The organism is Pseudomonas plecoglossicida NBRC 103162 = DSM 15088, from assembly GCF_000730665.1.
Classification (GTDB): domain Bacteria; phylum Pseudomonadota; class Gammaproteobacteria; order Pseudomonadales; family Pseudomonadaceae; genus Aquipseudomonas; species Aquipseudomonas plecoglossicida.
The window spans coordinates 1-25,167 of the sequence record NZ_BBIV01000034.1; the positions used below are offsets into that span (position 1 = coordinate 1).

The window sequence follows — 25,167 nt, forward strand, 5'->3', positions numbered from 1 at the left end:
TTGGGCGAAAATCTTTCAGCCTCGAGCCAGTTCAGCCAGGTGTGCAGTCGCTTCTTCGCTTTTAAGCACCAGCACATCCCCTTCCAGCGAATCGAGCACCACTTCGGAAGTATTGCCAATCAAGGCACCGGAAATTCCACTTCGACCGATAGTTCCCATGACCGTGACCACCGCGTCCAGTTTCTTCTCAGTAAAGGGAATCAACACATCCGCCGGTCCCTCTGCGACATGCAGCCGATCTTCGCTGATATCAAATTCGGCCTGAAACGCTTTGCAAGCCTCCCGGTAGCGCTCTTCGATCTTTTCGCTCAATTGATACACAGGATCCGAAGCTGACAACATGGGCGAAGGGTGCGCTGCTATGACATGCAGATGGCCTTTGGCCAATTTGGCAATTGCATCACCATGATCGATGATACTGGCATGCAGGCGGCGATGATCTTCGTCCTGGTTGCCCACATCGACTGCCGCCAGGATCACGCCGCCCGTCCATGGCCGTTCACTCTTGACCATCAGTACTGCGCATGGGCACTGGCGCAGGAGTTTCCAGTCGGTAGGGGTCAGCAATGCCTTCTTCAACGGGTTATCCGGGCGATGCTCCTTGATCACCAGCTCACAGCCTTCAGCCTGCTGCACAGCGATGATCGATTCATGCAAGGAGTCATGCCAGGTCTGCTCATGGGTGACATTGTCATACCCATCATCATGCAGTTGACTGCCGAGCAAGCTGAGCAGTGCACTGTGGTCTTGCTTCTTGTCGCACATCAGCAGGTGCAGGCGGGCCCCGGTCACGCCTGCAATCAACTTGGCGCGAGTCAGTGCACGGCTGTGGGCATGGTGAGGGTCGAGGACGACGAGGATGCTGCGAACGGCTTGCATGTGCATGGACTCCCTTTAAAGGTGGCGAGCAATGCCTGACTATAGTCGGCACTCCCCGCGTCGCCGCTTGATGTACATCAAGCATAGTCACTGGCGCTAGCGGTCGCCGCCGGTATAATCGCCGATCCTGCCTGTCTTGTGTGGTTGCACGTCTATGTCCCTGATCCCCGAAATCGATGCCTTCCTCGGCTGTCGCACTCCAGACGCCTGGATCGAAGCGGCGCTCGCCGACCAGGAAACCTTGCTGATCGACCACAAGAACTGTGAGTTCAAGGCAGCAAGTACTGCCTTGAGCCTCATTGCCAAGTACAACACGCATCTGGACCTGATCAACATGATGTCGCGCCTGGCGCGCGAAGAGCTGGTGCATCATGAACAGGTATTGCGTCTGATGAAACGCCGCGGGGTGCCATTGCGGCCAGTGTCGGCGGGGCGTTATGCCTCCGGCTTGCGGCGATTGGTGCGGGCCCATGAGCCGGTAAAGCTGGTGGATACTCTGGTGGTGGGCGCTTTCATCGAGGCTCGCAGTTGTGAGCGCTTCGCAGCCTTGGTCCCGCACCTTGATGAGGAGCTCGGGACCTTCTATCACGGTTTGTTGAAGAGTGAGGCACGCCATTATCAGGGTTACCTGAAGTTGGCTCACCACTATGGAGACGAGGCAGATATCGCCCGCCGTGTCGAACTGGTCCGGGCAGCTGAAGCTGAACTCATCCAGTCACCGGACCAGGAGCTGCGCTTTCACAGCGGTATACCGATGGCGCAAGCAGCCTGATCCAGCCCGCGGCTACTTTCAGTAGCGGCGGCCCAGCAGTAACCCTATCACCAGGCCGAAGCCTGCCGAAACAGCCACGGTTTGCCATGGATGGCCGCCAATGTAGTCCTGGGTGGCGTCAACTGCCGGTTGCGCCTTGGCGCGCACCTGGCCAGCCGCTTCCCTGGCTTGGCGTAGCTTCAGGCTGACTTGTGCACGCAAGGTATCGGCTTCGTCGCCCACCAGCGAAGCGCTTTCGTTGAGCAGCTTTTCCGACTCTTCGATCAGCGCCTGCAGTTCGCTGAAAACCTGATCCTTGATCTGTTCGCTATTGGCTATTGCGGCAATTTTACGGGCCATGAACTCTTCCTCGTCGATGGGGTGAATAACCAATGGATGCCGGCGCGGCAGGAAAGTTGCGATGGGCTTTTCGATGATCCGTCGCTACGGTGTAAGATAGCGGCCATTTCAACGGGCAGGTATTTCCATGAGTTTCAATCTGGCCAACAAGAGCTTCGAGGAACGGGCGCAGATCGAGGCCGAGAAAGCCCGGTTGTTCGAGCTGTGGCAAAACAACCTGGGCAAGGCAAAGGGCGAGGCGGCCCGTCTTATTTCGGAAAAGCCACGGCGCAAGGGCAAGTGGGCCGAGTGGGTGCGTGCCGAACTGGATGCCATGTCCCCGCCCGAATACGCGAGCATGGTACGAAGTGAAGTGAACAAGATGATGGCAGCTGCGAGTGGCAACCGCTGACCCGAGCGTGGCCGGAATTTTGCGATGAACCCGTGGGAGCCGGCTTGCCGGCGATGAGGTCGAAAAAGACGGCATGGCCCTATGCGCCAAACGCCGCCAGCAAATCCTCCGCAAACGCCCGCTGCGCCTCCCCAGCCACCTGTCCCCGATGCCTGGCCAGGGTAAACGGCACCACGAAGTCCAACTCGGCATCCAGGGCCCACAACAAACCCTGGTCCTCCCAGCCCTGGGCGCAATGGCACGGCAGGTAACCCATATGCCGGCCTGACAGGATGAACATCAGCACGCTTTCGATCTGCTCGGCCACCGCCATGCTGCGCAGGCTCTGGAACGGCTCGCCGCCCTTGAGAAACCGGTAGGGATGGCGCACCTGATCGGCCTCCAGCAACTGCTCGCGCGTGACGCCTGGCAGGCCGAAAAATACGTGCCCCTTGCCGCAGTACAATCGCTGACGCTCTTCGAACAACGGCTGGTAATCGAATGCCGCCTGGCTGCCGGAAAAGTAGCTGATGGCATAGTCCAGCCGCTGCTCCAGCAGCAACCGTTCAAGCTCTGCAGGTGGCGCGCTGAACAGTTCCAGCTGCACTGCCTCCTCACGTTCGCGAAAACTGGAAATCGCCCGCGCCAGGCGAATGCTTACAGCCGCGTCCTGGTTTTCCGCCATGCCGATCCTCACCGTCCCCAGCAAGCGCCCAGCCACGCCATTGGCCTGCTGGCGGAACCGTTCGATATCCAACAGCAAACCGCGAGCAGCTTCCAGCAGCAGTTCGCCCTTCTCGGTCAGACTAAAACCACGCTTGCCGCGACTGCACAGGCGATAACCCAGGCGCGCCTCGAGCTGCGCCATGCGCTGGCTGATGGTGGGCTGGCTCAAGCCTGATACGCCTTGCGCGGCGCTGAAGCCGCCGGCCTCGACAACGGTCACGAACAGCCGCAACAGGTGCAGGTCAGGGTCCTGCAATTGTCCGAGCATCACATTGCTCCTAATGAATGTCAGCTTTGTAAAGTTGCCATTTTTACAATGTAACCCGGCTGGCATGCTGACGGCATCCATCCCCTGCTCGAGGTGCCCGTCATGCGAAGTTCGCTGTGCCTGCTGTCCTTGTGCCTTGCCTTGCCGCTGCAGGCCGAAGAGAAGGTCCTCAACCTGTACAGTTGGGCCGATTATGTCGCTCCGCAGACCCTCGAGCGCTTCGAGCGCGAGACGGGATACAAGGTGCGCTACGACACCTTTGACACCTCCGAGGTGCTGGAAACCAAGCTCTTGACCGGCGGCAGTGGCTACGATGTGGTCGTGCCGTCGTCCACCGTGCTCGCACGGGCACTCAAGGCCAACGCCCTGCTGCCGCTGGATGCGCAGCGCATGCCGGGCTATGCCAACCTCGACAAGGATTTGCTGGGCAAGCTGGCCGAAGTCGACCCGGGCAATCGTCATGCGCTGCCCTATACCTGGGGAACGTTGGGCCTGGGAGTGAATGTCGAGGCCGTGCGCCAGCGCCTGGGCGATGTACCGATGAACAGCCTGGACCTGCTGTTCAAGCCCGAGTATGCAAGCCGCCTCAAGGGATGCGGCATCGCCATGCCCGACTCGCCGCAGGAAGTGATTGGCCTGGCCCTCAACTACCTTGGCAAGGACCCGTACAGCCAGGACAAGGCCGATCTCGCCCAGGCACAAGCACTGTTGACGCAGTTGCAGCCATCGATCGCCTATGTCGCCAACGGCCGACAGATCAACGACCTGGCCAATGGCAGCGTTTGCCTGGCACTGACCTACAACGGCGATGCGGCAATGGCTGCCGACCAGGCGCGCCGCGCCGGCAAGCCGTTCGAGCTGATCTATCGCATTCCCCGCGAAGGGACACTGCTCTGGCAGGACAACCTGGTCATACCCAAGGACGCCCCGCACCCCGAGGCGGCCAAGGCCTTCATGGCCTTCATGCTCCAACCGGAATCGGTAGCGGCACTGACCAACGCGCTGTTTTTCGCCAACGCCAACCAGGCAGCCACGCCGCTGGTCGACGAGGCGGTACGCAACGATCCGGATATCTACCCGCCCGCTTCGGTGCGTGAGCGCCTGTATGCCGATCGCGGCATGGCGTTGTCCGACCTGCGCCAGCGCAACCGACTGTGGACGGCTTTCCGCAGCCGCCAGTAACCCTCGATTACAAAAGGAGCCCGAAGATGGAGCAAGCCCAGAACAACGACCAGGCCATGACCCGTGACAGCTTGTATGGCACTGCTGCGGAAAGTACCTACGCCGGTATAACCAGTTTCGCGCGTCGTCGCTACAGTCGCGATCTGCGTGGCGTGGATGTGGTGGTGAGCGGGGTGCCTTTCGACACCGCCACCAGCAACCGCCCCGGGGCGCGTTTCGGACCGCGTGCCATTCGCTCCGCTTCGGTCCAGCAGGCCTGGGCTCGCCACTGGCCTTGGGCGTTCGACCCGTTCGACCACCTCGCCGTCGTCGATCATGGTGATTGCCCGTTCGACAGCGGCACCCCGCAGTCGGTGCCAGACAGTATCGAGGCGCACGCCACGCATATCCTGGAGGCAGGGTGCGCGATGCTCACTTTGGGTGGCGATCATTTCATCAGCTACCCGCTGCTCAAGGCCCATGCCCGACGCCATGGCCCGTTGGCATTGATCCACTTCGATGCGCACAGCGACACCTGGCCGGACGAGGAGGGCAAACGCATCGACCATGGCACCATGTTCTGGCACGCCGCGCGCGAAGGGCTGGTGGATCCGTCCTGCTCCGTGCAGGTCGGTTTGCGCACCACCAATGACGACGATCAGGGCTTCGCCATCCTCGACGCCCGGCAAGTGCATCGCCAGGGCACCGAGGCGATCATCGCGGCGATCCGCCAGCGGGTCGGTGAGCGCCCGGTGTACCTGACCTTCGATATCGACTGCCTGGATCCCGCCTATGCGCCAGGCACGGGTACGCCAGTCTGTGGCGGGCTGAGCACGGTACAGGCACTGGAAATACTGGGTGGGCTTCGGGGCATCAACCTGGTGGGCATGGACCTGGTGGAAGTGGCACCCGCTTATGATCATGCCGATATCACGGCGCTGGCCGGCGCGACCCTGGCCATGGAGATGCTGTGCCTGTACGCGGCGCGGCACAAGGTCGACGTCGGCGCGTAACGGGGCTGTACGGTTGCCGTGGCAGGTTCATACTGAAACATCAGGAATCGCATTCACACTTTTGCCGCGAACCCATCGCGCCTTAGGCTATCCAACGCACGAGGCGCGCTTTTTCGTACGGGAGGTGAAGCATGAACCTTACATTGCCAACCCTGGCCATCGGCCTGTTGCTGTGCGTGCCGGTGCAGGCCGCAACGCCGCAGCCGCTGCAACTTGCCGCCAGTAACAACAATCCCTACAACAGCCCGATCCAGCGCGCCAACCCCAACAGCCGCCAGGGCAGCATGTCGGCCACCCCGCCGGTGCGAGGCCCTTCCACACAGCCGATCCAGCGCACGCCCAGCCTGGACAACCGCGGCATCGGCAACGGCGACAACCTGCGTCGCCAGCAGCAGACCCCGAACCTGGAACCTACCCGGCCGCCACGCGACACCCAGCGCGTGCCCTGAGCCCCTCGAAAGGAATTGCGCATGACCAAAGCTACCTGGTTGGCCACCCTGACCGCCGCTGCATTGCTGCCGCTGTTGGCGCAGGCCGCTTCCGAGCAGCAGTTCCCCAGCGAGGAGGGGCAGATCACGGTCAGTACCCTGGCAGACGGTTTGCGCAACCCGTGGGCGCTGGCCTTCCTCCCAGGCGGCAAGGACATGCTGGTCACCGAACGCCCCGGCAACCTGCGCCTGGTCAATGCCGAGGGCAAGGTCGGGGCGCCCATCAGCGGCGTTCCCAAGGTCTGGGCCGAAGGGCAGGGCGGTTTGCTCGACGTGGTGCTTTCCCCGGAATTCGAGACGGATCGAACGGTTTATCTTTCATTCGCCGAAGAGGGCAGTGATGGCAAGGCAGGCACCGCAGTGGGCCGCGGTCAGTTGAGCGAAGATCGCGCACGGCTGGAGCACTTTGCCGTGATTTTCCGACAACAGCCCAAACTCTCGGTCGGCAACCACTTCGGCTCGCGCCTGGTATTCGATCGCGATGGCTTCCTGTTCATCGCCCTGGGCGAAAACAACCAGCGTCCGACGGCCCAGGATCTGGACAAGCTGCAGGGCAAGGTCGTGCGGATCCTGCCCGACGGTGAGGTGCCGAAGGACAACCCCTTCGTCGGCAGGGACAACGTGCGCCCGGAAATCTGGTCGTTCGGCCATCGCAACCAGCAGGGCGCTGCGCTCAATCCGTGGACCGGCAAGCTCTGGACCCACGAGCATGGCCCGCGCGGAGGCGACGAGATCAATATCGTGCAGCCGGGCAAGAACTACGGCTGGCCAATCGCGACGCACGGCATCAACTACTCGCTGCTGCCGATTCCCGAGGCCAAGGGCAAGCATGTCGATGGCATGGTCGATCCGCACCATGTCTGGGAAAAGTCGCCCGGGATCAGCGGCATGGCCTTCTATGACAGCCCCACGTTCAAGGCCTGGGATCACAACCTGTTCATCGGCGCGCTGGTTACCCAGGAGCTGATCCGCCTGCAACTCGCTGGCGACAAGATCGTCCATGAAGAGCGTCTGCTGGGCGACCTGAAGGCGCGAATCCGCGATGTGCGGGTAGGGCCCGATGGCTACCTCTATGTGCTGACCGATGACAAGGACGGAAAGTTGTTGAAGGTTGGCCTTAGCGACGGCTAAGGCGGTGCACCTATCGCCGGCTTGCCGGCGATAGGGCCCATAAACATAATGCCGCATGACCCTCGATCCCCGACTGCTCTACCACCAGGCCCTTGCTGACCAAGGCTACGCTCCCGATCCGGCCCAGGCCCTGGCCGTCAACGCACTGCAGGCCTGTTTCGAGGCCATCGAGCAGGGACGAGCCACCCAGGGCCTCTACCTGTGGGGCCCGGTCGGCCGCGGCAAGACCTGGCTGATGGACCTGTTCCATCGCTGTCTGACCGTCCCGTCCCGGCGCCAGCACTTTCACCATTTCATGGCCTGGGTGCACCAGCGCCTGTTCCAGCTCAATGGCACCGCCGACCCCTTGCAGGCCTTGGCCCGCGAGCTGTCCGGGCAGATCCGCGTGCTGTGCTTCGACGAACTGTTCGTCAGCGACATCGGTGATGCCATCATTCTCGGCCGGCTGTTTCAGGTGCTGTTCGACCAAGGTGTGCGGGTGGTTGCCACGTCCAACCAGCCGCCACAGCAGCTGTATCTCGATGGCTTCAACCGCGAGCGATTCCTCCCGGCAATCCGCGCCATCGAACAGCACATGGTGGTGTTGCCCATTCAGGGCGATCAAGATCATCGCCTGCATCCAGGGGCTGCTCGGCAACGCTATTGGGTCGCCGAAGCCGGCAAGCCAGGCAACCTCGCAGCGGTGTTCGGGCAACTGAGCCCAGAAGATCCTGGCAGTACCCGGCCGCTGTCGGTAGGCACTCGGCAGATCCAGGTGATCCGGCACAGCGCCGGTGCGCTCTGGTGCCGATTCGCCGACCTGTGCGAGCAGCCGCTGGCAGCCATGGAGTTCATGGCCTTGTGCGACCGTTTCCCGGCGATCCTGGTCGAGGGCGTTCCGGCCCTGAGTGGCGAACAGCGGGCTGGTCGCATCGCCCGTGGCACCGAGGATGGCGCGGCGCAGGTGGTGGCAGGCGATCGCCAGTTGCCTGCCCTGTCGCCCAAGGACGACGCCGTGCGCCGCTTCATCGCCCTGGTCGATGAGTGCTATGACCGCAGGGTGGCCTTGTACCTGGAAGCCCAGGTACCGCTGGATGCGCTCTACACTCAAGGGTATCTGGCGTTCCCGTACCAAAGGACCCTGAGCCGGCTACGGGAGATGCAACTGCAACGCTTCGCCTGAAGGAGCCGAACCATGGAGCCGTTGTCGCATCATCTGCTGACCCAGGCCTACAACAATGGCTGGGCCAACCACCGCGTGTACAAGGCTTGCCTGCAACTGACGCACGACGAGTTCGTCGCTCCGCGCTGCAGCTTCTTTCCGTCGATCAAGGCGACGCTCAACCACTTGCTGACAGTGGACTGGTTCTACCTGCACATGCTCGAGTGCGAGCAGCGCGGCGAGGCGCCGGACGCCGACAGCGAGCGCTTCTTCGAGCCGGAGCAGCCGTTCGCCACCTGTGCCGACCTGCATGCCGAACAGGCCCAGGCGGATCACCGACTGATCGCCTATTGCAGCGTGCTGCGCGACGACCAGCTGTCTCGCTACGTGAGCATCGTGCGGCCTGACCGGGTGCAGCGCGAGCAACGCCTGCGCTTGCTGTCGCATGTGTTCGAGCACCAGATCCACCACCGTGGCCAGGTGCATGCCATGCTCAGCGACACGGCGGTGCGGCCACCGCAGCTGGATGAATTCTTCTGCGAGGAGGAGGCTGGGTTGCGGGTCGGGGATTTTGCCGAGCTGGGGTGGAGCGAAGCCCAGGTCTGGAAGCACTGAGGTCAGGGAAAGGGGCGCAAGGCGCCCCTCACCCGGGTTACTGCGCCAACCAGTCGACGAGTGTCTTGTTGAAGCGCCTGGGCTCCTCGATCTGCGGCGCGTGCCCCATGCCCTCGAAGGTCACCAGCTCGGCCTGGGGAATCAGCTTAGCGACCTGCGGTCCGAGCTCCTTGTACTTGCCCAGCCGTGCCTTGACCTCGGGCGGGGCGATATCGCTGCCAATGGCAGTGCTGTCCTGGTCACCGATCAACAGCAGGGTCGGCATCTTCAAGTCCTTGAACTCGTAGTACACCGGCTGGGTGAAGATCATGTCGTAGATCAGCGCCGAGTTCCACGCCACTGCTTCATGCCCCGCGCCCTTGTTCAGCCCCACCAGCATCTGCACCCAGCGCTCGTACTCAGGTTTCCAGCGTCCGGCGTAATAGGTCTTGCGTTCATATTCGCGCACGCCCTCGGCATCGAGCTTCAGTTCGCGGGCATACCACTGGTCCACGCTGCGATAAGGCACGCCCAGGGCTTTCCAGTCTTCCAGGCCGATCGGATTGACCATTGCCAGGCGCTCGACCTGCTGCGGGTACATCAACGCATAGCGGGTGGCGAGCATGCCGCCGGTGGAATGGCCGAGCACAACGGCCCGTTGGATGCCCAGATGTTCGAGCAATGCATAGGTGTTGCTGGCCAGTTGCTGGAAGCTGTACTGGTAATGCGAAGGCTTGCTCGATGTGCAGAACCCGACCTGGTCCGGGGCGATGACGCGGTAACCGGCCTGGCTCAGGGCGTCGATGGTGGTTTCCCAGGTGGCGGCGCAGAAGTTCTTGCCGTGCATCAACAGCACGCTGCGGCCATTGGCCTGGCCTTTGGCAGGCACGTCCATGTAGCCCATCTGCAAGGCCTGGCCCTGGGACTGGAAGTCGAAATGCTTGAGTGGGTGAGGGTAGCTGAAACCTTCGAGTTGCTTGCCGTAGGTGGGCGTTTCGGCGGCGATGGCCGGGGCGCTGACAAGGCAGGCCAGGGCCAGGGCGGTTGCGCGCAGCATGGGGGCACTCCGTGTAGGACCATGTAGGAATTGGCGACTGTAGCAGTCAGAGGAGTACCCTGAGCGTGAAAAAAGGTGTCACCAGGTGTCAAACCAGCCCAGGGTGATCAGCGCTACGATGATGTAGCGCCCGCCCTTGGCCAGCGTCACCAGCAGCATGAACCGCCAGAACGGCTCACGCATGATCCCCGCTATCAGGGTCAACGGATCACCGATCACGGGCATCCAGCTCAGCAGCAGCGACCATTGCCCCCAGCGCTGGTAGCGCAGCTGGGCGCGCTCCAGTTGCGAGGCACTGAATGGAAACCAGCGCTTGTCGCGCAGGTGTTCGATGGCTCGGCCCAACAGCCAGTTGACCATCGAGCCCAGCACGTTGCCCGCGGTGGCGATCAGCAACAGGGTCAACCACGCCTCGGGCTGGCGCAGCAACAAACCCACCAGCACCGCTTCCGACTGCAGCGGCAGCAGGGTGGCGGCGCCAAAGGCGCTGAGAAACAGCGCCCAGTGGCTCAGCATCAGTAGTTGGCGACCACGGTGTCCTGGCCGTCCTGGGTCACGCCGATGACCTGGTAGGCATCCTTGCGATCACCCATCTCCATGCCCGGCGAGCCCATGGGCATGCCGGGCACGGCCAGGCCCTTGAGGTCGGCGCGCTTGACCAGCTGGTGGACTTGTTCGGCCGGTACATGGCCTTCGACGAACTTGCCCTCGATCACCCCGGTGTGGCACGAGGCCAGCCGTGGCGCCACGCCCAGGCGTTGCTTGACGGCGCTCATGTCCGGCTCGACATGGTCGTTGACGGTGAAGCCGTTGTCGCGCAGGTGGCTGATCCAGGCTTTGCAACAGCCACAGTTGGGGTCGCGGTAGACGTCGATGGTCTCGGCAGCCTGGGCAAGGCCGGTGAAGGCCAGCAGGCCGAAGGTGAACAGGTGTTTACGCAGCATGGTCGAACGACTCCTTCAAAAACGCAGGCGCACGCCTGCTACCAGGCGGGTCTGGGAGAGGTCTTCGCCGTGCTCCCGAGCCTGGTCGGCGCGCTTGCCGTGCAGGCGGTCGAAGCTTACCCCGAGATACGGGGCGAAGCCGCGGGTGATTTCGTAGCGCAGGCGCAGACCAATTTCGCTGTCCGCCAACCCCGCGCCTTGTTCACGGCCGGCATCGTCGCGGCCGAAGAAATTGGCTTCGAGGGTCGGCTCGAGGATCCAGCGGTTGGTCAGCAGCATAGCGTAAGCCGCTTCAAGGCGCAGCGCGGTCTGTTGACGCTCCCCCGCATAGGCTGTGGCTTGGAGTTCCAGGCCATACAGCGGCGTGCCCTGGATGCCGAATGCCGCCCAGGTTTGACCGCTGGCGGGTTTGAAGTCCTGGCGCACACCGCCGACCAGCTCCCACCACGGATCGATGGCATGGCCCCACAACGCCTGCAGCTCGGCCTTGTGGGTTGTGCCCTGTTCCCGCTCGCCCTCGCTGCGCAGCCAGAGACGGTCGACATCGCCACCGATCCAGGCCGTGGCGTTCCAGTTCAGTGCGCCGCTGCTTTCGAACTGCTGGTATTCCAGTTGGTCCACGATGATAACCCAATTGACTGCCTGATCGTGTACCTGGTGTCCGCTCAGGGGGGGCGAAGTGGCCATCGCGCCGTAGACTCCGGCCTGCTCCTGCAGCCCGGAATGGCTGTGGTACCAGTAGGTGCCGCTCTGGCGCAGGGTGAAGCGGTAGAGGTAATCGCCGCCGGGTGCGATGCCGGCGAAGCTCAGGCCGGGTACGCCGTCCATGTCGCTTGGCAGGAGAATGCCGTGCCAGTGGATCGAGGTGTCCTGATCCAGCCGATTACGCACGCGCAGCGTCACGGTATCGCCCTCGCGCCAGCGCAGCAGGGGGCCAGGCAGGCTGCCATTGACGGTCAGCGCCGTGCGCGGGTTGCCAGTGATGTTGACGGGGGTCTGGCCGATGTACAGCTCGAAGTGCCGGCCGGCCAGCGCGTGTCCATCGGCAGCACTGGCCAGTGGCCGCCAAAGTCCCAGGCCTGCTAGCGCGGTAGCGGCGCCCAGGCCTTTGACGAAGGTTCGGCGGGAAGTGGTGGGCAACATGGGGTGGCCTCTTGTGTGAGAGCCACGATCCTCGCCTGTCGCACCTGTCAGCCAGCTGAGGCGGGGATTACAGCCTCGTCAGGCAGCACCGGCTGCTCGGGGCCCAGGTCGCGCATCAGCAGCCCGTGATCCAGCGCCACCTGCTCGGGAATCGGCAGGTACACCACATGGCCGTCTCCTGGGGCCACCTCGGTGGCCCGCTGCTGGCGGTCGTACAGGCGATGCAGGTCGAAGTGGTAGTTGCCGCGAGGGGTCATCAGTTCCAGGTGATCGCCTACGGCGAAACGGTTCTTGACCTTGACCTCGGCCAGGCCGTCCACGCGTGCACCGGTCAGTTCGCCGACGAATTGCTGGCGTTCGGAGATGGAGTTGCCGCGCAGGTAGTTCTGGTATTCGTCGTGCACATGCCGGCGCAGGAAGCCTTCGGTGTAGCCGCGCTGGGCCAAGGACTCGAGGTTGTCCATCAACGCCATGTCGAACGGTCGCCCGTTTGCGGCGTCGTCGATGGCCTTGCGGTACGACTGCACGGCGCGGGCGCAGTAGAAGTGCGACTTGGTACGGCCCTCGATCTTCAGCGAATGCACGCCCATGGCCGCCAGCCGCTCGACGTGCTGGATGGCGCGCAGGTCCTTGGCGTTCATGATGTAGGTGCCGTGTTCGTCCTCGAAGGCGGGCAGCTCGGTGCCGGGACGGTTGCTTTCCTGCAGCAGGAACACCTGTTCGGTCGGCAAGCCCAGGCCCAGGGTGGGCTCCACTTCGCGCACGATGTCGCCGGTGGCATTCTCGGTGGCCGGGGTGGCTTGATACTTCCAGCGGCAAGCATTGGTGCAGCTCCCCTGGTTGGCGTCACGCTTGTTGAGATAGCCCGACAACAGGCAGCGGCCGGAATAGGCCATGCACAGGGCACCATGCACGAACACTTCCAGCTCCATGTCCGGCACCTGCTGGCGGATTTCCTCGATCTCTTCCAGTGACAGCTCCCGCGACAGGATCACTCGGCTCAAGCCCAACTGCTGCCAGAACTGCACGCTGGCCCAATTGACCGTGTTGGCCTGCACCGACAGGTGCACGGGCATCTGCGGGAAATGCTGGCGCACCAGCATGATCAGGCCGGGATCGGACATGATCAGTGCGTCCGGCGCCATCGCGACCACGGGCGCCAGGTCCTTGAGGAACGTCTTGAGCTTGGCATTGTGCGGCGCGATGTTGACCACGACATAGAAGCGCTTGCCCATGGCATGCGCCTCGCTGATGCCTTGGGCCAGGTTGGCGTGGTCGAATTCGTTGTTGCGCACCCTCAGGCTGTAGCGCGGCTGGCCGGCATACACGGCGTCGGCACCGTAGGCGAAGGCGTAGCGCATGGTCTTAAGGGTGCCAGCGGGGGCCAGCAGTTCGGGCTTGGCGATGGGGGACATGGGCGCACCGGGGCGAAAATCGCGGATGCTAGGGGGTAGGCGGGCGCAGCGTATTGATTTGAATCAAGGGGTGGGTGGCACTTTTCCAGTGATGGCCTGCACTAATAGTGAGGACACTCAAGGAACCGCCATGAACTCGACCGCGCTGCAGAACAAGGCCCTGGCCGTACTCCTGACGTTGGTGACGATTGCCTTCGTGTGGATCTTGCTGCCGTACTACGGGGCGATCTTCTGGGCGGTGATTCTCGGCATCCTGTTCGCACCGCTGCAGCGCCACCTGTTGATGCGGTTTGGCCGGCGACGCAACCTCGCTGCGGCCACTACCTTGCTGGTCTGCATGGTGGTGGCCGTGCTGCCGGTGATCATCACCAGCGCGCTGCTGGTGCAGGAGGGGGCCAACCTGTACCAGCGTATCGAAAGCGGGCAACTGGACATCGCTGGCTTTGTCGCGCGCGGCAAGCACATGCTGCCGGCATTCGCCCAGCATGGCCTGGACAGCCTGGGCATGGGCAATCTGGATGGTCTGCAGGACAAGATTTCCAAGTGGGCCACGCAAGGCAGCCAGGTGCTGGCCGGCCAGGCCTACAGCTTCGGGCAGGGTACGTTCGATTTCCTGGTGAGCTTCGGCATCATGGTGTACCTGCTGTTCTTCTTTCTTCGCGAAGGCGCGGAGGTGGCGCGCCAGGTCCGGCTTGCCGTGCCGTTGCCCGAGCAGCAGAAGCGCAGGTTGCAGCTGAAATTCAACCGGGTGGTGCGTGCCACGGTAAAAGGCAATGTGCTGGTGGCCATCACCCAGGGCGCGCTGGGCGGCTTCATCTTCTGGGTGCTGGATATCCCCAGCGCGCTGGTCTGGGCCGTGATGATGGCCTTCCTGTCACTCTTGCCAGCGGTGGGCGCCGGCATCATCTGGGCGCCGGTGGCGGCCTACTTCCTGCTCACCGGAGCGTTCCTGCAGGGCATTATCCTGACGGCGTTTGGGGTGCTGGTGATCGGCCTGGTGGACAACGTGCTGCGGCCGATCCTGGTGGGCAAGGGCACACGGATGCCTGATTACCTGATCCTGGTGTCGACCCTGGGTGGGCTGGCGGTGTTCGGGCTCAATGGCTTCGTGATCGGGCCGCTGATCGCGGCATTGTTCATCTCGAGCTGGGCGATCTTCGCGGCGAGCAGGCCGAAGGTGCAGTTGCCTCAATAGGGGCCGTTGCGCAGCCCCATCGCTGGCAAGCCAGTTCCTGCACAAGACCTGTGGGAGCCGGCTTGCCAGCGATGGGGTCCTGCGCATTCATCTAGTGGAAACTGTACGACACCCCGGCATACACGCTGAACCCTTCCCCCGGCGTCGAGCGCGCGATGTCCTGCCCCGCATCGTTGTACCCCGGCGTCACCGTTGCCGCATAGCGCTCGTTGGTCAGGTTGCGCAGGTCCAGCCAGGTCTGCCAGTCCTGCTTCGGCGAGTTCCAGCCCAGCCGCGCGCCCAGCAGCGCATAGGCATCGGCGTGGTAGCTGTTGGCATAGTCGACCTGCACCTTGGAGGCCATCTGCGTATTGAGCCCGGCATAGAAGCCGCTGGGCCAGTCGTAGCGCAGTTCGGCCTGGTAGTAGTGCATGGGAATGCCGGGCAGCCGGTTATCGCCGAACGTGTCGTCGTCACGGTAATGGAAGTCGCTGAAGGTGTAGGCCTGGCGCAGGCTCAGCCTGCCGACGCCTGAGTCTTCCCAGAGCGTGCTGTCCAGGCCTGCTTCGACGCCCTGGTGCACCGTGGGGCTGGCGTTGAATTCCTTGGGCAGGGCACCGGGCACGATTTCCACGGCCAGGAGTTCATGGCGAACCTGCGAGTAGTACCAGGCCAGGTCCCAGCGGCCAAGCGCCGAATCGCCTCGCGCGCCGAGCTCCAGGGTGGTGGCGGTCTGGTTCTGCATCTCGATCGGCTGGGTGGCAACCGTCGAACTCCAGATCAGCGACCAAGGGTGCGGCGGTTCGACCGAGCGACTGAGGTTACCATAGACCTGCAGTTGCGGACTGATGTCGTAACGCAATCCCAGCCGTGGGGCATAGTCCCAGTCATGCTGGCTGACCTTGCCGCCGCTCTGCGGGTAGGTCACGTCGCTCTCGCGCCGGGTGTAGATCATGGCCAGTCCCGTGGTCAGCCACAGGTCCGGGATCAGCTCCAGGTCGTTGCCGGCGTGCAGCACGGTGTCCGAGCCCTGGTAGCTGAAGTCGCGGCTGCGGGCGCCGAAGTTGTCGCCGCCGCTGCGGGCGAACTGCGAAGCGCCGCTGTTGGGCAGGTGCTTGGTGGTGCGCCAGCCGACGTTGGTCTTGCTCTCATGGCCAAGCAGCGTGTCGCGCCGGAAGTAGTTCAGCGTTCCGCTCACATCGGTGTAGGCGACCTTCAGGCGCATCGGGCCTTCGCGCAGGTCCATCGGGTAGTCGTGATAGACCAGCCCGGCTTCCAGGCGTGCGTCCTCCTCCAGGAAGAACGTGGTCTTGTTGCCGACCCAGGTGCTGCCCGGCTGCGGGCGGCTGTCATCGCGAGCCAGGTAAGCGGCATTGGCTGCGCGTGGGTCATGCTTGATCTGCTCCTTGGTCAGGCGCCCGGGCAGGTCGTTCTCGGTTTCCCGGTAGCGCAGGTAGAAGCGCGTCTGAAGGTCAGGGTTGAAGCGGTAGCCGACGTTGGCGGCTATGCCCTTGGCGCTGCCGCTGCTGTGTTCCTGGTAGCCGTCGTATTCCGAGTCGGTCAGCGCCACGTAATAGTCCAGGTCGCCCAATACCTGGCCGGAGCTCACGTGCCGGTGCTGATAGCCGCGGCTGCCGGCTTCATAACGGACTTGCAGCGGTGCCGCATCGTGACCGGTGTGGGTCACGTAGTTGATCGCGCCGCCCAAGGCCAGTGCGCCGTAATCGAAGCCATTGGCGCCGCGCAAGACTTCGGCGCGGCTCAGCCACAGTGGCTCGAACAGTTCATAGGGTGTGCCGCCCGGTCCGGTCAGGGGCAGGCCATCGAACATCGTGTATACGCCGGAGCCATGTGCGCCCGGTGCGCGGTTGATGCCTGAGCCGCGGATCGACAGCTTGATGCCATCGTTGCCCGCCGACTGGGCGAACACCCCAGGCTGGTAAGCCAGCACATCCTGGTTGTTGGCAACGCGACCTTGGCCCACCTGGTCCATGTCGACCAGGTTGCTGGCGCCGGGAATTGCCTGCAGGCGCTCGCGGGCATCTTCCAGTTCGTTCTGCTCTTCGTCACTGATCAGCACTTCACCCAGCTGGACGGCAGGGGCAGCAGTGGCTTGCTGGCCAACGGTAAAAATGGCCAGCAGGCCGAGGCATGACGAGAGGGGCAAAACGGGACGCATCGTACAACTCCAGGCGAAGGGCGGGCAGGCAACGGCGTTGTGACGAGCGAACAACCGCCCAGAGCACGAGAAATTTCAATTAATTGCGCGCTGCTGGAGCTGGCGTACTGTGTAGGACGGCGCGCTACAGGTTGCAGGAGTAGAGACGACAGGGAGCGTTTCGTAACGTGGGGCCTAGCGCGACAGCACACTTTGCTGACGCCATTGGCCATGACCTGTGGAGTTCGACGATGATTATCAACCTGCGACAGCGCCCCGAAAGCGCAGACCAAGCGCCTATCCACCTGACCCCGCGCGAGCACCAGGTTCTGCTCTGGTGCGCCTATGGCAAGAGCTCCTGGGAAATTGGGCAGATCCTGCAATGCCGGGAGTCGACCGTCAATTTTCACGTGTCCAACATTCTGCGCAAGTTCGACGTGCCGACGCGTGTCGCGGCGGTGATCAAGGCAATCCGCTATGGCATGTTCGCCGAGCAGTGAGGGCAAGCCCATGAGCAAAGAGCCTGTATCAGTCACCTGCGTACTGCGTTATCCGGATAGCCATGATCCGTTCTGGCCACGCATGGCATTGCCGGCGATGCGGGCGCGCCTCACGCTGGGGCCTGAGGTCAGTGACGCACGCCTCGCACTGGCCGTGCGTTGTGCGGCCGTGACCGCTGCCAACGAATTCGCCAGCTGGCGGCTCGCCCTGCGTCGACGTGGTTACAAGCGCCTCGGCGATGTCGCTGGCCATGCGTGCGGGCGGGCGCTGACGGTTTGCTATGTGCGCTTCGTTGAAGGGGCCGTGCTGCAGAGCTTGTACACCCATGGTGTGAGGCCCGACAGGGCCGATGGAGGTAGTCATGAATGAAGTGGAAAGCATGCGTGATGTGCTGGCAGGCATCTTCCAGCATGAGGGCAGGGTATTGCTCGGAGCCCTGTTGGGGGCACTGTTCATCACTGTCGCGCGGGGCCATCTGATCTTTGCCTCGCGCAGGCGCCTGTCATTGGCCAATCAGTGCATTCTGGTGCTCCTGATTCTTGGCGTTGGCTACCTGTTCGAGCCTTTGGTCAAGGCCCTTGTGCCCATGCTGTCGCGTGGCATGGCAGCTTTCGTGGCTGCGACGGTGGTGATCCCCGTCAGTCTGAAGGCCATGGTGTGGCTGGATGCAGTAGACCTGCGTGACTTCCTCCAGCGTTGGCGACGATGAATTCAGCCTGGCAATTTCGCCGGCAAGGCGCTGGAAAACTGGTCCAGTCGCTGTTCCAGTTCCTGGATACGTTGCTTGTCCTGAATGTAGAGGAGGGTGGCATGGCGGTCTGCAGACGAGAGGCTGCGCAAGCGCTCGATCATGTCGTTTTCCCAGCCATCGTCGGATTTGTCCGGTGACTGGTTGCCTAGCAGCAACCAGTCGAGTGAACAGCCATGAATGCCCGCCAAATCTATGCACAATGAATACGGAATGCTCTGTCTTATCTTCCAGCTACTCAGCGTCTGTGGGCTTATGTTCAGGCTTCGGGCCAGTTGAACATCAGAATTGGCGCCGGTCAGTTGCTTGAGACGCGCCAAGACAGCGGGAAATAATTTGCTACTCATATTGAGTATCCATGAGTGGTTTAACGTCTTTCCCTGGCCTTAAACTAATCATTTTTGAATATTTGTCCTGCGATTTGAGGAGTTTCTCGGTATGTGTAGATGTGTGATGAAAAACCCTTCTCGTGCGGTAGTCAATGCTGGCTCAATGAACTGTGAATTCCTACAGCGCAAGTCGCTGAGTGTGTTGGGCAGGTATCTTTCATGAGTACGTACAAGCTGGTCTGTCCTCATTGCGAAAGCCGTATGCGTATCCGCACCAGCGAGGGGCGACATATTTTCTTGAGAGTGGCTTATCTGCAATGTACCAATGAAGCCTGTGGCTGGTCGGTCAGGGCGGAGTTCGAAATGACCCACGAACTGTCCCCCAGTGGCATGCCCAACCCGGATGTGTATCTGCCATCGGCCAACAGTGACCTACGCAGGACTGCACTTCAACGCCGCGAGGTTTCCTAGCCAACCCACGGCTGCTTTTTTTCGATAAAAAAAACACCCCGCAAGTGCGGGGTGTTTTTTATCACCGACCTGATCAACCGATCAGTTGCAGACCTGCCTGCTGGACCATCTCCAGCAGCGGTTGCGGGTAGACGCCCAGCACGAACGCCAGAATGGCGATGGCCAGCAGCATGACGCCACCGGTACGCTGTTCCCACTTCAGCGGAGCGTCGTGGCGACGCAGGTTCGGCTCGACCAGGAACAGGGTGACCATGACGCGCAGGTAGTAGTAAACGCCGATGGCGCTACCGATCACCAGTGCACCGACCAGCCACCACAGCTGCGACTCGACACCGGTGGCGATGATGTAGAACTTGCCGATGAAGCCGGCCGTCAGCGGGATACCGGCCAGCGACAGCATCATCACGGTCAGCACTGCGGTCAGGTACGGGCGGCGCCAGAACAGGCCGCGGTACTCGTACAGTGCGTCGGCATCACGGCCACCGTAAGGCGAGGACATCAGGGTGATGACACCGAAGGCGCCGAGGCTGGTGATCACGTAGGTGACCAGGTACACGCCCATGGCCTCCAGGGCCAGGCCCTTGCTGGCGACCAGGGCGATCAGCAGGTAACCGAAGTGGGCGATGGACGAGTAACCGAGCAGGCGCTTGAGGTTGCTCTGGGTCAGCGCCAACAGGTTGCCGATCAGGATCGAAGCGACCGCGATCACCGCCAGTACGGTGCTCAGCACGCCGCTGCTGGCAGCAGGGGAGATCATGAACAGACGCACGACCACAGCGAATACCGCAACCTTGCTGGCGGTGGCCAGGAAGGCGGCGACCGGCGCCGGGGCGCCTTCGTACACATCCGGGGTCCACAGGTGGAACGGTACCAGCGACAGCTTGAAGGCCAGGCCGACCAGCATCATGCCCAGGCCCAGTTGCGCCAGCAGGCTAGGCATGCTGGTGGTGGCCAGGGCCTTGCCGATCTGGTCGAAGCTCAGGCTGCCAGCATCGGCGTACAGCAGGGCCATGCCGAACAGCAAGAAGGCCGAACCTGCGGCCGACAGCACCATGTACTTGATGCCGGCTTCCAGCGAGCGCTTGTTGAAGAAGGCATACGCCACCAGCCCGTAGACGGGCACCGACAGCAGCTCCAGGCCGATGAACAGGCCGGCCAGGTGATTGGCGCTGACCAGCACCAGGCCACCCAGGGCCGACATCAGCAGCAGCAGGTACAGCTCTTCACGGTTGCCCGGGAAGCCCTTGGAGCCTTCGCCGAGGTAGGCGTGGGCGAGGGTGACGCAAGCCAGCGTGGCCACCAGGATGATTGCCATGTACAGGCAGGCGAACTTGTCGATGGTGATCAGCGGGGTGACCGCCAGCGGCGCGACTTTCAGCGCCGGCAGGATCGACAGCAGGGCCAGGTTCAGCCCCACGGTGGACAGCAGGAAGGTCTGCGAGTGGTTGCGCTTCCAGGCGATCGCCAGCATCACCACCACCGTGGTGATGGTGGTGATCAGCATCGGCGCCAATGCGATGAAGTGTTGAGTGGTGAATTCCATAGCGCTCTTACCGGGCCGAAGCGAGTTGAGTGAAAGCGGAACCGAGCCACTGCTGCACACCACTCATGGTGGCGGCAGAGGTGTCGAGGAACGGCTGCGGATACACGCCCAGCAGGATCAGCAGTACCGCCAGACCCAGGACCATGATCAGTTCGCGACCGTCCATGCCGGCCAGCACGCCCTCGGCCTTGGCCGGGCCGAAGTAGGCGCGGTGGATCATGATCAGCGAGTAGACCGAACCGAATACCAGGCCGGTGGTGGCAATCACAGTGATCCACGGTACATGGGCGAAGCTGCCGATCAGGATCAGGAACTCGCCGACGAAGTTGCCGGTACCCGGAAGGCCCAGGGAGGCGGCGGCGAAGAACAGGCTGATGGCAGGCAGGTAGGCGATACGGTGCCACAGGCCGCCCATCTCGCGCATGTCACGGGTGTGCAGGCGCTCGTACAGCTGGCCGGCCAGGATGAACAGCGCGGCAGCCGAAAGGCCGTGCGCCAGCATCTGGATCACCGCGCCTTGCAGGGCCTGCTGGCTGCCGGAGTAGATGCCGATCAGCACGAAGCCCATGTGCGAGACGCTGGAGAAGGCGACCAGGCGCTTGATGTCGGTTTGCGCGAAGGCCAGGAAGGCACCATAGAAGATACCGATCAGGCCCAGGGTCATGGCGATCGGCGCGAACTCGGCCGAGGCGTTCGGGAACAGCGGCAAGGCGAAGCGCAGCAGGCCGTAGGCCGCAGTCTTCAGCAAGATACCGGCCAGATCCACGGAACCTGCAGTCGGTGCCTGGGCGTGTGCATCAGGCAGCCAGGAGTGGAACGGCACCACCGGCAGCTTCACCGCGAAGGCGATGAAGAAGCCCAGCATCAGCACGTACTCGACGCCGGCCGGCAGCTCGGCCTTGAGCAGGTCGCTGTAGTTGAAGGTGAGCACGCCGGTGGTGTTGTAGTTGACCAGCACCAGGCCCAGGATCGCCACCAGCATGATCAGGCCGCTGGCCTGGGTGAAGATGAAGAACTTGGTAGCGGCGTAGATCCGGGTCTTCTTGCCATCCGAGGAGCTGTGACCCCAGAGCGCGATGAGGAAATACATCGGCACCAGCATCATTTCCCAGAAGAAGAAGAACAGGAACAGGTCCAGGGCCAGGAACACACCGACCACGCCGCCGAGGATCCACATCAGGTTGAGGTGGAAGAAGCCGACGTGGCGCTGGATCTCTTTCCAGGAGCACAGTACCGACAGCACACCGAGCAGGCCGGTGAGCAGGATCATCAGCAGCGACAGGCCGTCCAGGGCCAGGTGGATGCTGATGCCGAAGCGCTTGATCCACTCGATCTTGTATTCGAGTGCCCAGGCAGGTTCGGCGCCCGGAGCGGGGGCCAGGGTGTAGTCGCCGGTGCCCCACAGCCACAGGCCGATGCCGAGCAGCAGGGACATGGTCAGCAGCGCGATCCAGCGCGGCAGGGTGGAGCCGAAGCGCTCACCCAGCCAGCACAGGAAGCCGCCGATGAAGGGGATCAGGATCAGCCAAGGCAAAATCATGACGGGTTGGTTTCCTTTGGCAAAGTCGCAAGATTCATTGTCATACCGCAGCCACTACCACGGCGCCGATGACCAGCACGGCACCGACGGCGATCGAGGCGGTGTACCAGCGCAGCTGGCCAGTCTCGGTCTTGCTCATGGCGACGTGGCCGCCGCGAGCCATGCGAGGGATCAGGCCGATGCTGCGATCTACCGGGTCCTTGCGCAGGAGGTGGCTGATCAGCAGGTAAGGTTTGACGAAGAGCTTGTCGTAGATCCAGTCGAAGCCCCAGGCGGCGAACCACCAGGCCGACAGGACGCGGCCGATGCCGCTGTTGGCGATGGCGGACACCAGGCGACGCTTGCCCAGGAACAGCACCGCGGCCAGCAGGATACCGGCGATGGCGATGGCGCCCGAGGTGATTTCCAGCGCGTGCTTGGCTTCGCCGCCGGCGTGACCTGCGCTTTCAGGCAGCACGCCTGCCAGCGGCGGGTGGATCCAGGCGCCGATGAAGGTCGACAGCACGATCAGCACGCCCAGTGGCAGCCAGTGGCTGATGCCATGGCCAGCGTGGGCTTCGGTCTTGGCTTCGCCGTGGAAGGCGATGAAGATCAGGCGGAAGGTGTACAGCGAGGTCATGAAGGCACCGACCAGGCCGGCATACAGCAGGCCGCTGTTGCCGCTGGCGAAGGCTTCCCAGAGGATCTCGTCCTTGGAGTAGAAGCCCACGGTGACGATCGGCAGGGCGGCCAGGGCAGCACCACCGACCACGAAGCTGGCATAGGCCAGCGGCAGCTTCTTCCACAGACCGCCCATCTTGAAGATGTTCTGCTCGTGGTGGCAGGCAACGATCACCGCACCGGAGGCAAGGAACAGCAGGGCCTTGAAGAAGGCGTGGGTCATCAGGTGGAAGATCGCCGCGTCCCAGGCGCCGACGCCCAGGGCCAGGAACATGTAGCCGATCTGGCTCATGGTCGAGTAGGCGAGGATACGCTTGATGTCGGTTTGCACCAGGGCAGCGAAGCCGGCCAGTACCAGGGTCACGCCGCCGACGACGCCGACCAGGTGCAGGATGTCCGGCGCCAGCAGGAACAGGCCGTTGGTACGGGCGATCAGGTACACGCCTGCGGTCACCATGGTTGCCGCGTGGATCAGTGCCGAGACCGGAGTCGGGCCCGCCATCGCGTCGGCCAGCCAGGTCTGCAGTGGCAGCTGGGCCGACTTGCCGACCGCACCGCCCAGCAGCATCAGGGTCGCCAGCACCATCCAGGTGTCACCGGCCTGGAACTTCTGCGGTGCCAGCACCAGCAGTTCCTGCACGTTCAGGGTACCCAGCTGGGCGAACAGGATGAACAGGCCGATGGCCATGAACACGTCGCCGATGCGGGTGACGATGAAGGCCTTGAGTGCCGCGTTGCCGTTGTTGCGGTTGCTGTAGTAGAAACCGATCAACAGGTACGAGCACAGGCCCACGCCTTCCCAGCCGAAGTAGATGAACAGCAGGTTGTCGCCCAGCACCAGGAACAGCATGCTGGCGATGAACAGGTTGGTGTATGCGAAGAAGCGCGAGTAGCCGGTTTCGCCACGCATGTACCAGGAGGCGAACAGGTGGATCAGGAAGCCGACGCCGGTGACCACACCCAGCATGGTGACCGACAGGCCATCCACGTACAGGGTGAAGTTGGGCGCGAAGCCGTCCACCGACATCCACTGCCACAGCAGCAGGCTGTAGGCGCCGCCTTCAGGCGGGGCGACGTTGAACTGCCAGATCACGTAGGCGGCCACGGCGGCCGAGAGGCCGACCGAGCCGACGCCGATCAGTGCGGACAGGTTCTCCGAGAACCGCCCGCGCGAGAACGACAGCAGCAGGAAGCCGATCAGGGGGAAGACGAAAGTCAGGAAGATAAGGTTCATCCGCGCATCTCACTGGCAGCATCGATGTCGAGAGTGTGGAAGCGGCGATACAACTGCAGCAGGATGGCCAGGCCAATGCTGGCCTCGGCGGCTGCCAGGCTGATCACCAGAATGAACATCACCTGGCCGTCGGGCTGGACCCAACGGGCGCCGGCGACGACGAACGCCAGGGCAGAGGCGTTCATCATGACTTCCAGGCTCATGAGCACGAAGAGGATGTTGCGGCGGACCATCAGGCCAACCAGACCTAAGCAGAACAGGATGCCGGCGACCGCCAGACCATGTTCGAGAGGGATAGCACCCATGATTTACTCCTTCGCCTCGTTGCGGCCCAGGTGGAAGGCGGTGACGGCTGCAGCCAGCAGCAGCATCGAAGCCAGTTCGACCACCAGCAGGTACGGGCCGAACAGGCTGATGCCCACTTCTTTCGGGCCCACGGTGGTGCCGCTGATGCCGGCGCCGCTCGGGGCTACGAACAGCACGTACAGCAGTTCGAGCAGCAGCAGGGCGCCGAGGATCACCGGCCCCGCCCAGATACCGGGCTTGAGCCAGCCCCGTTCCTGGGCGACCGAAGCCGGCCCGAGGTTGAGCATCATCACCACGAACACGAACAGCACCATGATGGCGCCGGCGTAGGCGATCACTTCCAGGGCGCCGGCGAACGGCGCACCCAGGGAGAAGAAGATCATGGCCACGGAAATCAGCGAAATGATCAGGTAAAGCAAGGCGTGCACGGGGTTGGTGCCGGTGACCACCCGAAGGGTGGAGACCACGGCGATCCCGGATGCGAAGTAGAAAGCGAATTCCATCTTTCTGTCCTTATGGGAGCAAGCTCTTCACGTTGATCGGCTCGGCTTCGTTCTGTGCAGAGCCCTTCGGCTTGCCAGCGATCGCCATACCCGCAACACGGTAGAAGTTGTAGTCAGGGTTCTTGCCGGGGCCGGAGATCAGCAGATCTTCTTTCTCGTACACCAGGTCCTGACGCTTGAACTCGGCCATTTCGAAATCCGGCGTCAGCTGGATCGCGGTGGTCGGGCACGCTTCTTCACACAGGCCGCAGAAAATGCAACGCGAGAAGTTGATGCGGAAGAACTCCGGGTACCAGCGGCCGTCCTCGGTCTCGGCCTTCTGCAGCGAGATGCAGCCAACCGGGCAGGCCACCGCGCAGAGGTTGCACGCTACGCAGCGCTCCTCGCCATCGGGGTCGCGGGTGAGGACGATGCGGCCGCGGTAGCGCGGCGGCAGGTACACGGGCTCTTCGGGGTACTGCAGGGTATCGCGCTTGCGGAACCCGTGGGAGAACACCATTGCCAGGCTGCGCAGCTGGGTGCCGGTGCCCTTAACGATGTCGCCGATATACTTGAACAT

At 62.9% G+C, this 25,167-nt stretch carries 29 protein-coding genes; 13 read left to right on the forward strand and 16 right to left on the reverse strand.

The annotated features are described in order from the left end of the window. Window positions 1-15: 15 nt before the first annotated feature. Entirely contained in the window at window positions 16-879 is an 864-nt protein-coding gene (locus PPL01S_RS18205; protein WP_016391416.1) for a universal stress protein, read from the reverse strand. Between the two features lie 154 nt (window positions 880-1,033). On the opposite strand from PPL01S_RS18205, the gene PPL01S_RS18210 reads away from it, so the two are divergent. After that, entirely contained in the window at window positions 1,034-1,651 is a 618-nt protein-coding gene (locus PPL01S_RS18210) for a MiaE family protein (protein ID WP_016391415.1), read from the forward strand. 18 nt (window positions 1,652-1,669) lie between these two features. Here the strand turns inward: PPL01S_RS18210 and PPL01S_RS18215 are convergent, their stop codons facing one another. After that, complete coding sequence (locus PPL01S_RS18215) at window positions 1,670-1,990, reverse strand: ElaB/YgaM/YqjD family protein (protein WP_016391414.1); 321 nt, start codon at window positions 1,988-1,990, stop codon at window positions 1,670-1,672. A 127-nt stretch (window positions 1,991-2,117) separates the two neighbouring features. Between PPL01S_RS18215 and PPL01S_RS18220 the strand changes: the two genes are divergently transcribed. Then, a complete protein-coding gene (locus tag PPL01S_RS18220) occupies window positions 2,118-2,381 on the forward strand; it encodes a hypothetical protein (RefSeq protein WP_016391413.1) in 264 nt (87 codons plus the stop codon). Window positions 2,382-2,460: 79 nt separating this feature from the next. Here PPL01S_RS18220 and PPL01S_RS18225 read toward each other — a convergent pair whose 3' ends face one another. Next, entirely contained in the window at window positions 2,461-3,354 is an 894-nt protein-coding gene (locus PPL01S_RS18225) for a LysR family transcriptional regulator (RefSeq protein ID WP_016391412.1), read from the reverse strand. 102 nt (window positions 3,355-3,456) lie between these two features. On the opposite strand from PPL01S_RS18225, the gene PPL01S_RS18230 reads away from it, so the two are divergent. From PPL01S_RS18230 to PPL01S_RS18255, 6 genes are all read left to right on the forward strand, one after another. Beyond that, window positions 3,457-4,536 (forward strand): extracellular solute-binding protein, encoded by a 1,080-nt coding sequence (locus PPL01S_RS18230; protein ID WP_016391411.1) that lies wholly within the window; start codon window positions 3,457-3,459, stop codon window positions 4,534-4,536. 26 nt (window positions 4,537-4,562) lie between these two features. After that, entirely contained in the window at window positions 4,563-5,528 is a 966-nt protein-coding gene (speB, locus tag PPL01S_RS18235; protein WP_016391410.1) for an agmatinase, read from the forward strand. 131 nt (window positions 5,529-5,659) lie between these two features. Further along, window positions 5,660-5,977: a hypothetical protein gene (locus tag PPL01S_RS18240; protein WP_016391409.1), complete on the forward strand. Its 318-nt coding sequence runs from the start codon at window positions 5,660-5,662 to the stop codon at window positions 5,975-5,977. Window positions 5,978-5,998: 21 nt separating this feature from the next. Beyond that, window positions 5,999-7,147 (forward strand): PQQ-dependent sugar dehydrogenase, encoded by a 1,149-nt coding sequence (locus PPL01S_RS18245; protein WP_016391408.1) that lies wholly within the window; start codon window positions 5,999-6,001, stop codon window positions 7,145-7,147. A 55-nt stretch (window positions 7,148-7,202) separates the two neighbouring features. Then, window positions 7,203-8,309: a cell division protein ZapE gene (gene zapE / locus PPL01S_RS18250; protein ID WP_028626074.1), complete on the forward strand. Its 1,107-nt coding sequence runs from the start codon at window positions 7,203-7,205 to the stop codon at window positions 8,307-8,309. Window positions 8,310-8,321: 12 nt separating this feature from the next. Beyond that, on the forward strand, window positions 8,322-8,903 hold the full coding sequence (locus PPL01S_RS18255) for a DinB family protein (RefSeq protein WP_028626073.1): 582 nt from the start codon (window positions 8,322-8,324) through the stop codon (window positions 8,901-8,903). Between the two features lie 37 nt (window positions 8,904-8,940). Here the strand turns inward: PPL01S_RS18255 and PPL01S_RS18260 are convergent, their stop codons facing one another. From PPL01S_RS18260 to trhP, 5 genes are all read right to left on the reverse strand, one after another. After that, window positions 8,941-9,939, reverse strand: coding sequence for an alpha/beta fold hydrolase (locus PPL01S_RS18260; protein WP_016391405.1), 999 nt, complete (start codon window positions 9,937-9,939; stop codon window positions 8,941-8,943). Between the two features lie 78 nt (window positions 9,940-10,017). After that, the gene (locus PPL01S_RS18265) at window positions 10,018-10,455 is read right to left on the reverse strand and encodes a YqaA family protein (RefSeq protein WP_016391404.1); all 438 of its coding nucleotides are present in this window, start codon (window positions 10,453-10,455) and stop codon (window positions 10,018-10,020) included. Next, a complete protein-coding gene (locus PPL01S_RS18270; RefSeq protein ID WP_016391403.1) occupies window positions 10,455-10,883 on the reverse strand; it encodes a DUF411 domain-containing protein in 429 nt (142 codons plus the stop codon). The genes PPL01S_RS18265 and PPL01S_RS18270 overlap by 1 nt, the downstream gene beginning before the upstream one ends. Window positions 10,884-10,898: 15 nt before the next feature. Further along, window positions 10,899-12,026, reverse strand: a complete 1,128-nt coding sequence (locus PPL01S_RS25555) for a copper resistance protein B (RefSeq protein WP_016391402.1) — start codon at window positions 12,024-12,026, stop codon at window positions 10,899-10,901. Between the two features lie 47 nt (window positions 12,027-12,073). Further along, on the reverse strand, window positions 12,074-13,441 hold the full coding sequence (gene trhP, locus PPL01S_RS18280; protein ID WP_016391401.1) for a prephenate-dependent tRNA uridine(34) hydroxylase TrhP: 1,368 nt from the start codon (window positions 13,439-13,441) through the stop codon (window positions 12,074-12,076). A 130-nt stretch (window positions 13,442-13,571) separates the two neighbouring features. Here trhP and PPL01S_RS18285 point away from each other — a divergent pair, with 130 nt between their 5' ends. Continuing rightward, window positions 13,572-14,636, forward strand: a complete 1,065-nt coding sequence (locus PPL01S_RS18285) for an AI-2E family transporter (RefSeq protein WP_028626072.1) — start codon at window positions 13,572-13,574, stop codon at window positions 14,634-14,636. A 91-nt stretch (window positions 14,637-14,727) separates the two neighbouring features. Here the strand turns inward: PPL01S_RS18285 and PPL01S_RS18290 are convergent, their stop codons facing one another. Then, window positions 14,728-16,794 carry a TonB-dependent receptor family protein gene (locus PPL01S_RS18290; protein WP_028626071.1) on the reverse strand — a complete coding sequence of 689 codons (2,067 nt, stop codon included), beginning with the start codon at window positions 16,792-16,794 and terminating at the stop codon, window positions 14,728-14,730. 230 nt (window positions 16,795-17,024) lie between these two features. On the opposite strand from PPL01S_RS18290, the gene PPL01S_RS18295 reads away from it, so the two are divergent. From PPL01S_RS18295 to PPL01S_RS18305, 3 genes are read left to right on the forward strand one after another with little or no spacing between them, the layout of a single operon-like run. After that, entirely contained in the window at window positions 17,025-17,273 is a 249-nt protein-coding gene (locus PPL01S_RS18295; RefSeq protein ID WP_016391398.1) for a helix-turn-helix domain-containing protein, read from the forward strand. 10 nt (window positions 17,274-17,283) lie between these two features. Next, a complete protein-coding gene (locus PPL01S_RS18300; protein ID WP_042156401.1) occupies window positions 17,284-17,643 on the forward strand; it encodes a head completion/stabilization protein in 360 nt (119 codons plus the stop codon). Continuing rightward, window positions 17,636-17,983 (forward strand): hypothetical protein, encoded by a 348-nt coding sequence (locus PPL01S_RS18305; RefSeq protein WP_016391396.1) that lies wholly within the window; start codon window positions 17,636-17,638, stop codon window positions 17,981-17,983. Before PPL01S_RS18300 ends, PPL01S_RS18305 begins: the two co-directional genes overlap by 8 nt. Window positions 17,984-17,985: 2 nt before the next feature. Here PPL01S_RS18305 and PPL01S_RS18310 read toward each other — a convergent pair whose 3' ends face one another. Continuing rightward, a complete protein-coding gene (locus PPL01S_RS18310) occupies window positions 17,986-18,369 on the reverse strand; it encodes a helix-turn-helix domain-containing protein (protein ID WP_028626070.1) in 384 nt (127 codons plus the stop codon). Window positions 18,370-18,570: 201 nt separating this feature from the next. Between PPL01S_RS18310 and PPL01S_RS24755 the strand changes: the two genes are divergently transcribed. Further along, window positions 18,571-18,822, forward strand: a complete 252-nt coding sequence (locus tag PPL01S_RS24755; protein WP_016391394.1) for an Ogr/Delta-like zinc finger protein — start codon at window positions 18,571-18,573, stop codon at window positions 18,820-18,822. 73 nt (window positions 18,823-18,895) lie between these two features. Here the strand turns inward: PPL01S_RS24755 and nuoN are convergent, their stop codons facing one another. The 6 genes from nuoN to nuoI are packed head-to-tail and all read right to left on the reverse strand — an operon-like array spanning window position 18,896 to window position 25,167. Then, window positions 18,896-20,365, reverse strand: coding sequence for an NADH-quinone oxidoreductase subunit NuoN (gene nuoN / locus PPL01S_RS18320; protein ID WP_016391393.1), 1,470 nt, complete (start codon window positions 20,363-20,365; stop codon window positions 18,896-18,898). A gap of 7 nt (window positions 20,366-20,372) precedes the next feature. Continuing rightward, window positions 20,373-21,905, reverse strand: coding sequence for an NADH-quinone oxidoreductase subunit M (nuoM, locus tag PPL01S_RS18325; protein ID WP_016391392.1), 1,533 nt, complete (start codon window positions 21,903-21,905; stop codon window positions 20,373-20,375). 40 nt (window positions 21,906-21,945) lie between these two features. Further along, complete coding sequence (gene nuoL / locus PPL01S_RS18330) at window positions 21,946-23,799, reverse strand: NADH-quinone oxidoreductase subunit L (protein ID WP_016391391.1); 1,854 nt, start codon at window positions 23,797-23,799, stop codon at window positions 21,946-21,948. Beyond that, entirely contained in the window at window positions 23,796-24,104 is a 309-nt protein-coding gene (gene nuoK / locus PPL01S_RS18335; RefSeq protein WP_003251446.1) for an NADH-quinone oxidoreductase subunit NuoK, read from the reverse strand. Before nuoK ends, nuoL begins: the two co-directional genes overlap by 4 nt. Before the next feature lie 3 nt (window positions 24,105-24,107). Then, window positions 24,108-24,608, reverse strand: a complete 501-nt coding sequence (nuoJ, locus tag PPL01S_RS18340; RefSeq protein ID WP_016391390.1) for an NADH-quinone oxidoreductase subunit J — start codon at window positions 24,606-24,608, stop codon at window positions 24,108-24,110. Between the two features lie 10 nt (window positions 24,609-24,618). After that, a complete protein-coding gene (nuoI, locus tag PPL01S_RS18345) occupies window positions 24,619-25,167 on the reverse strand; it encodes an NADH-quinone oxidoreductase subunit NuoI (protein WP_003251442.1) in 549 nt (182 codons plus the stop codon).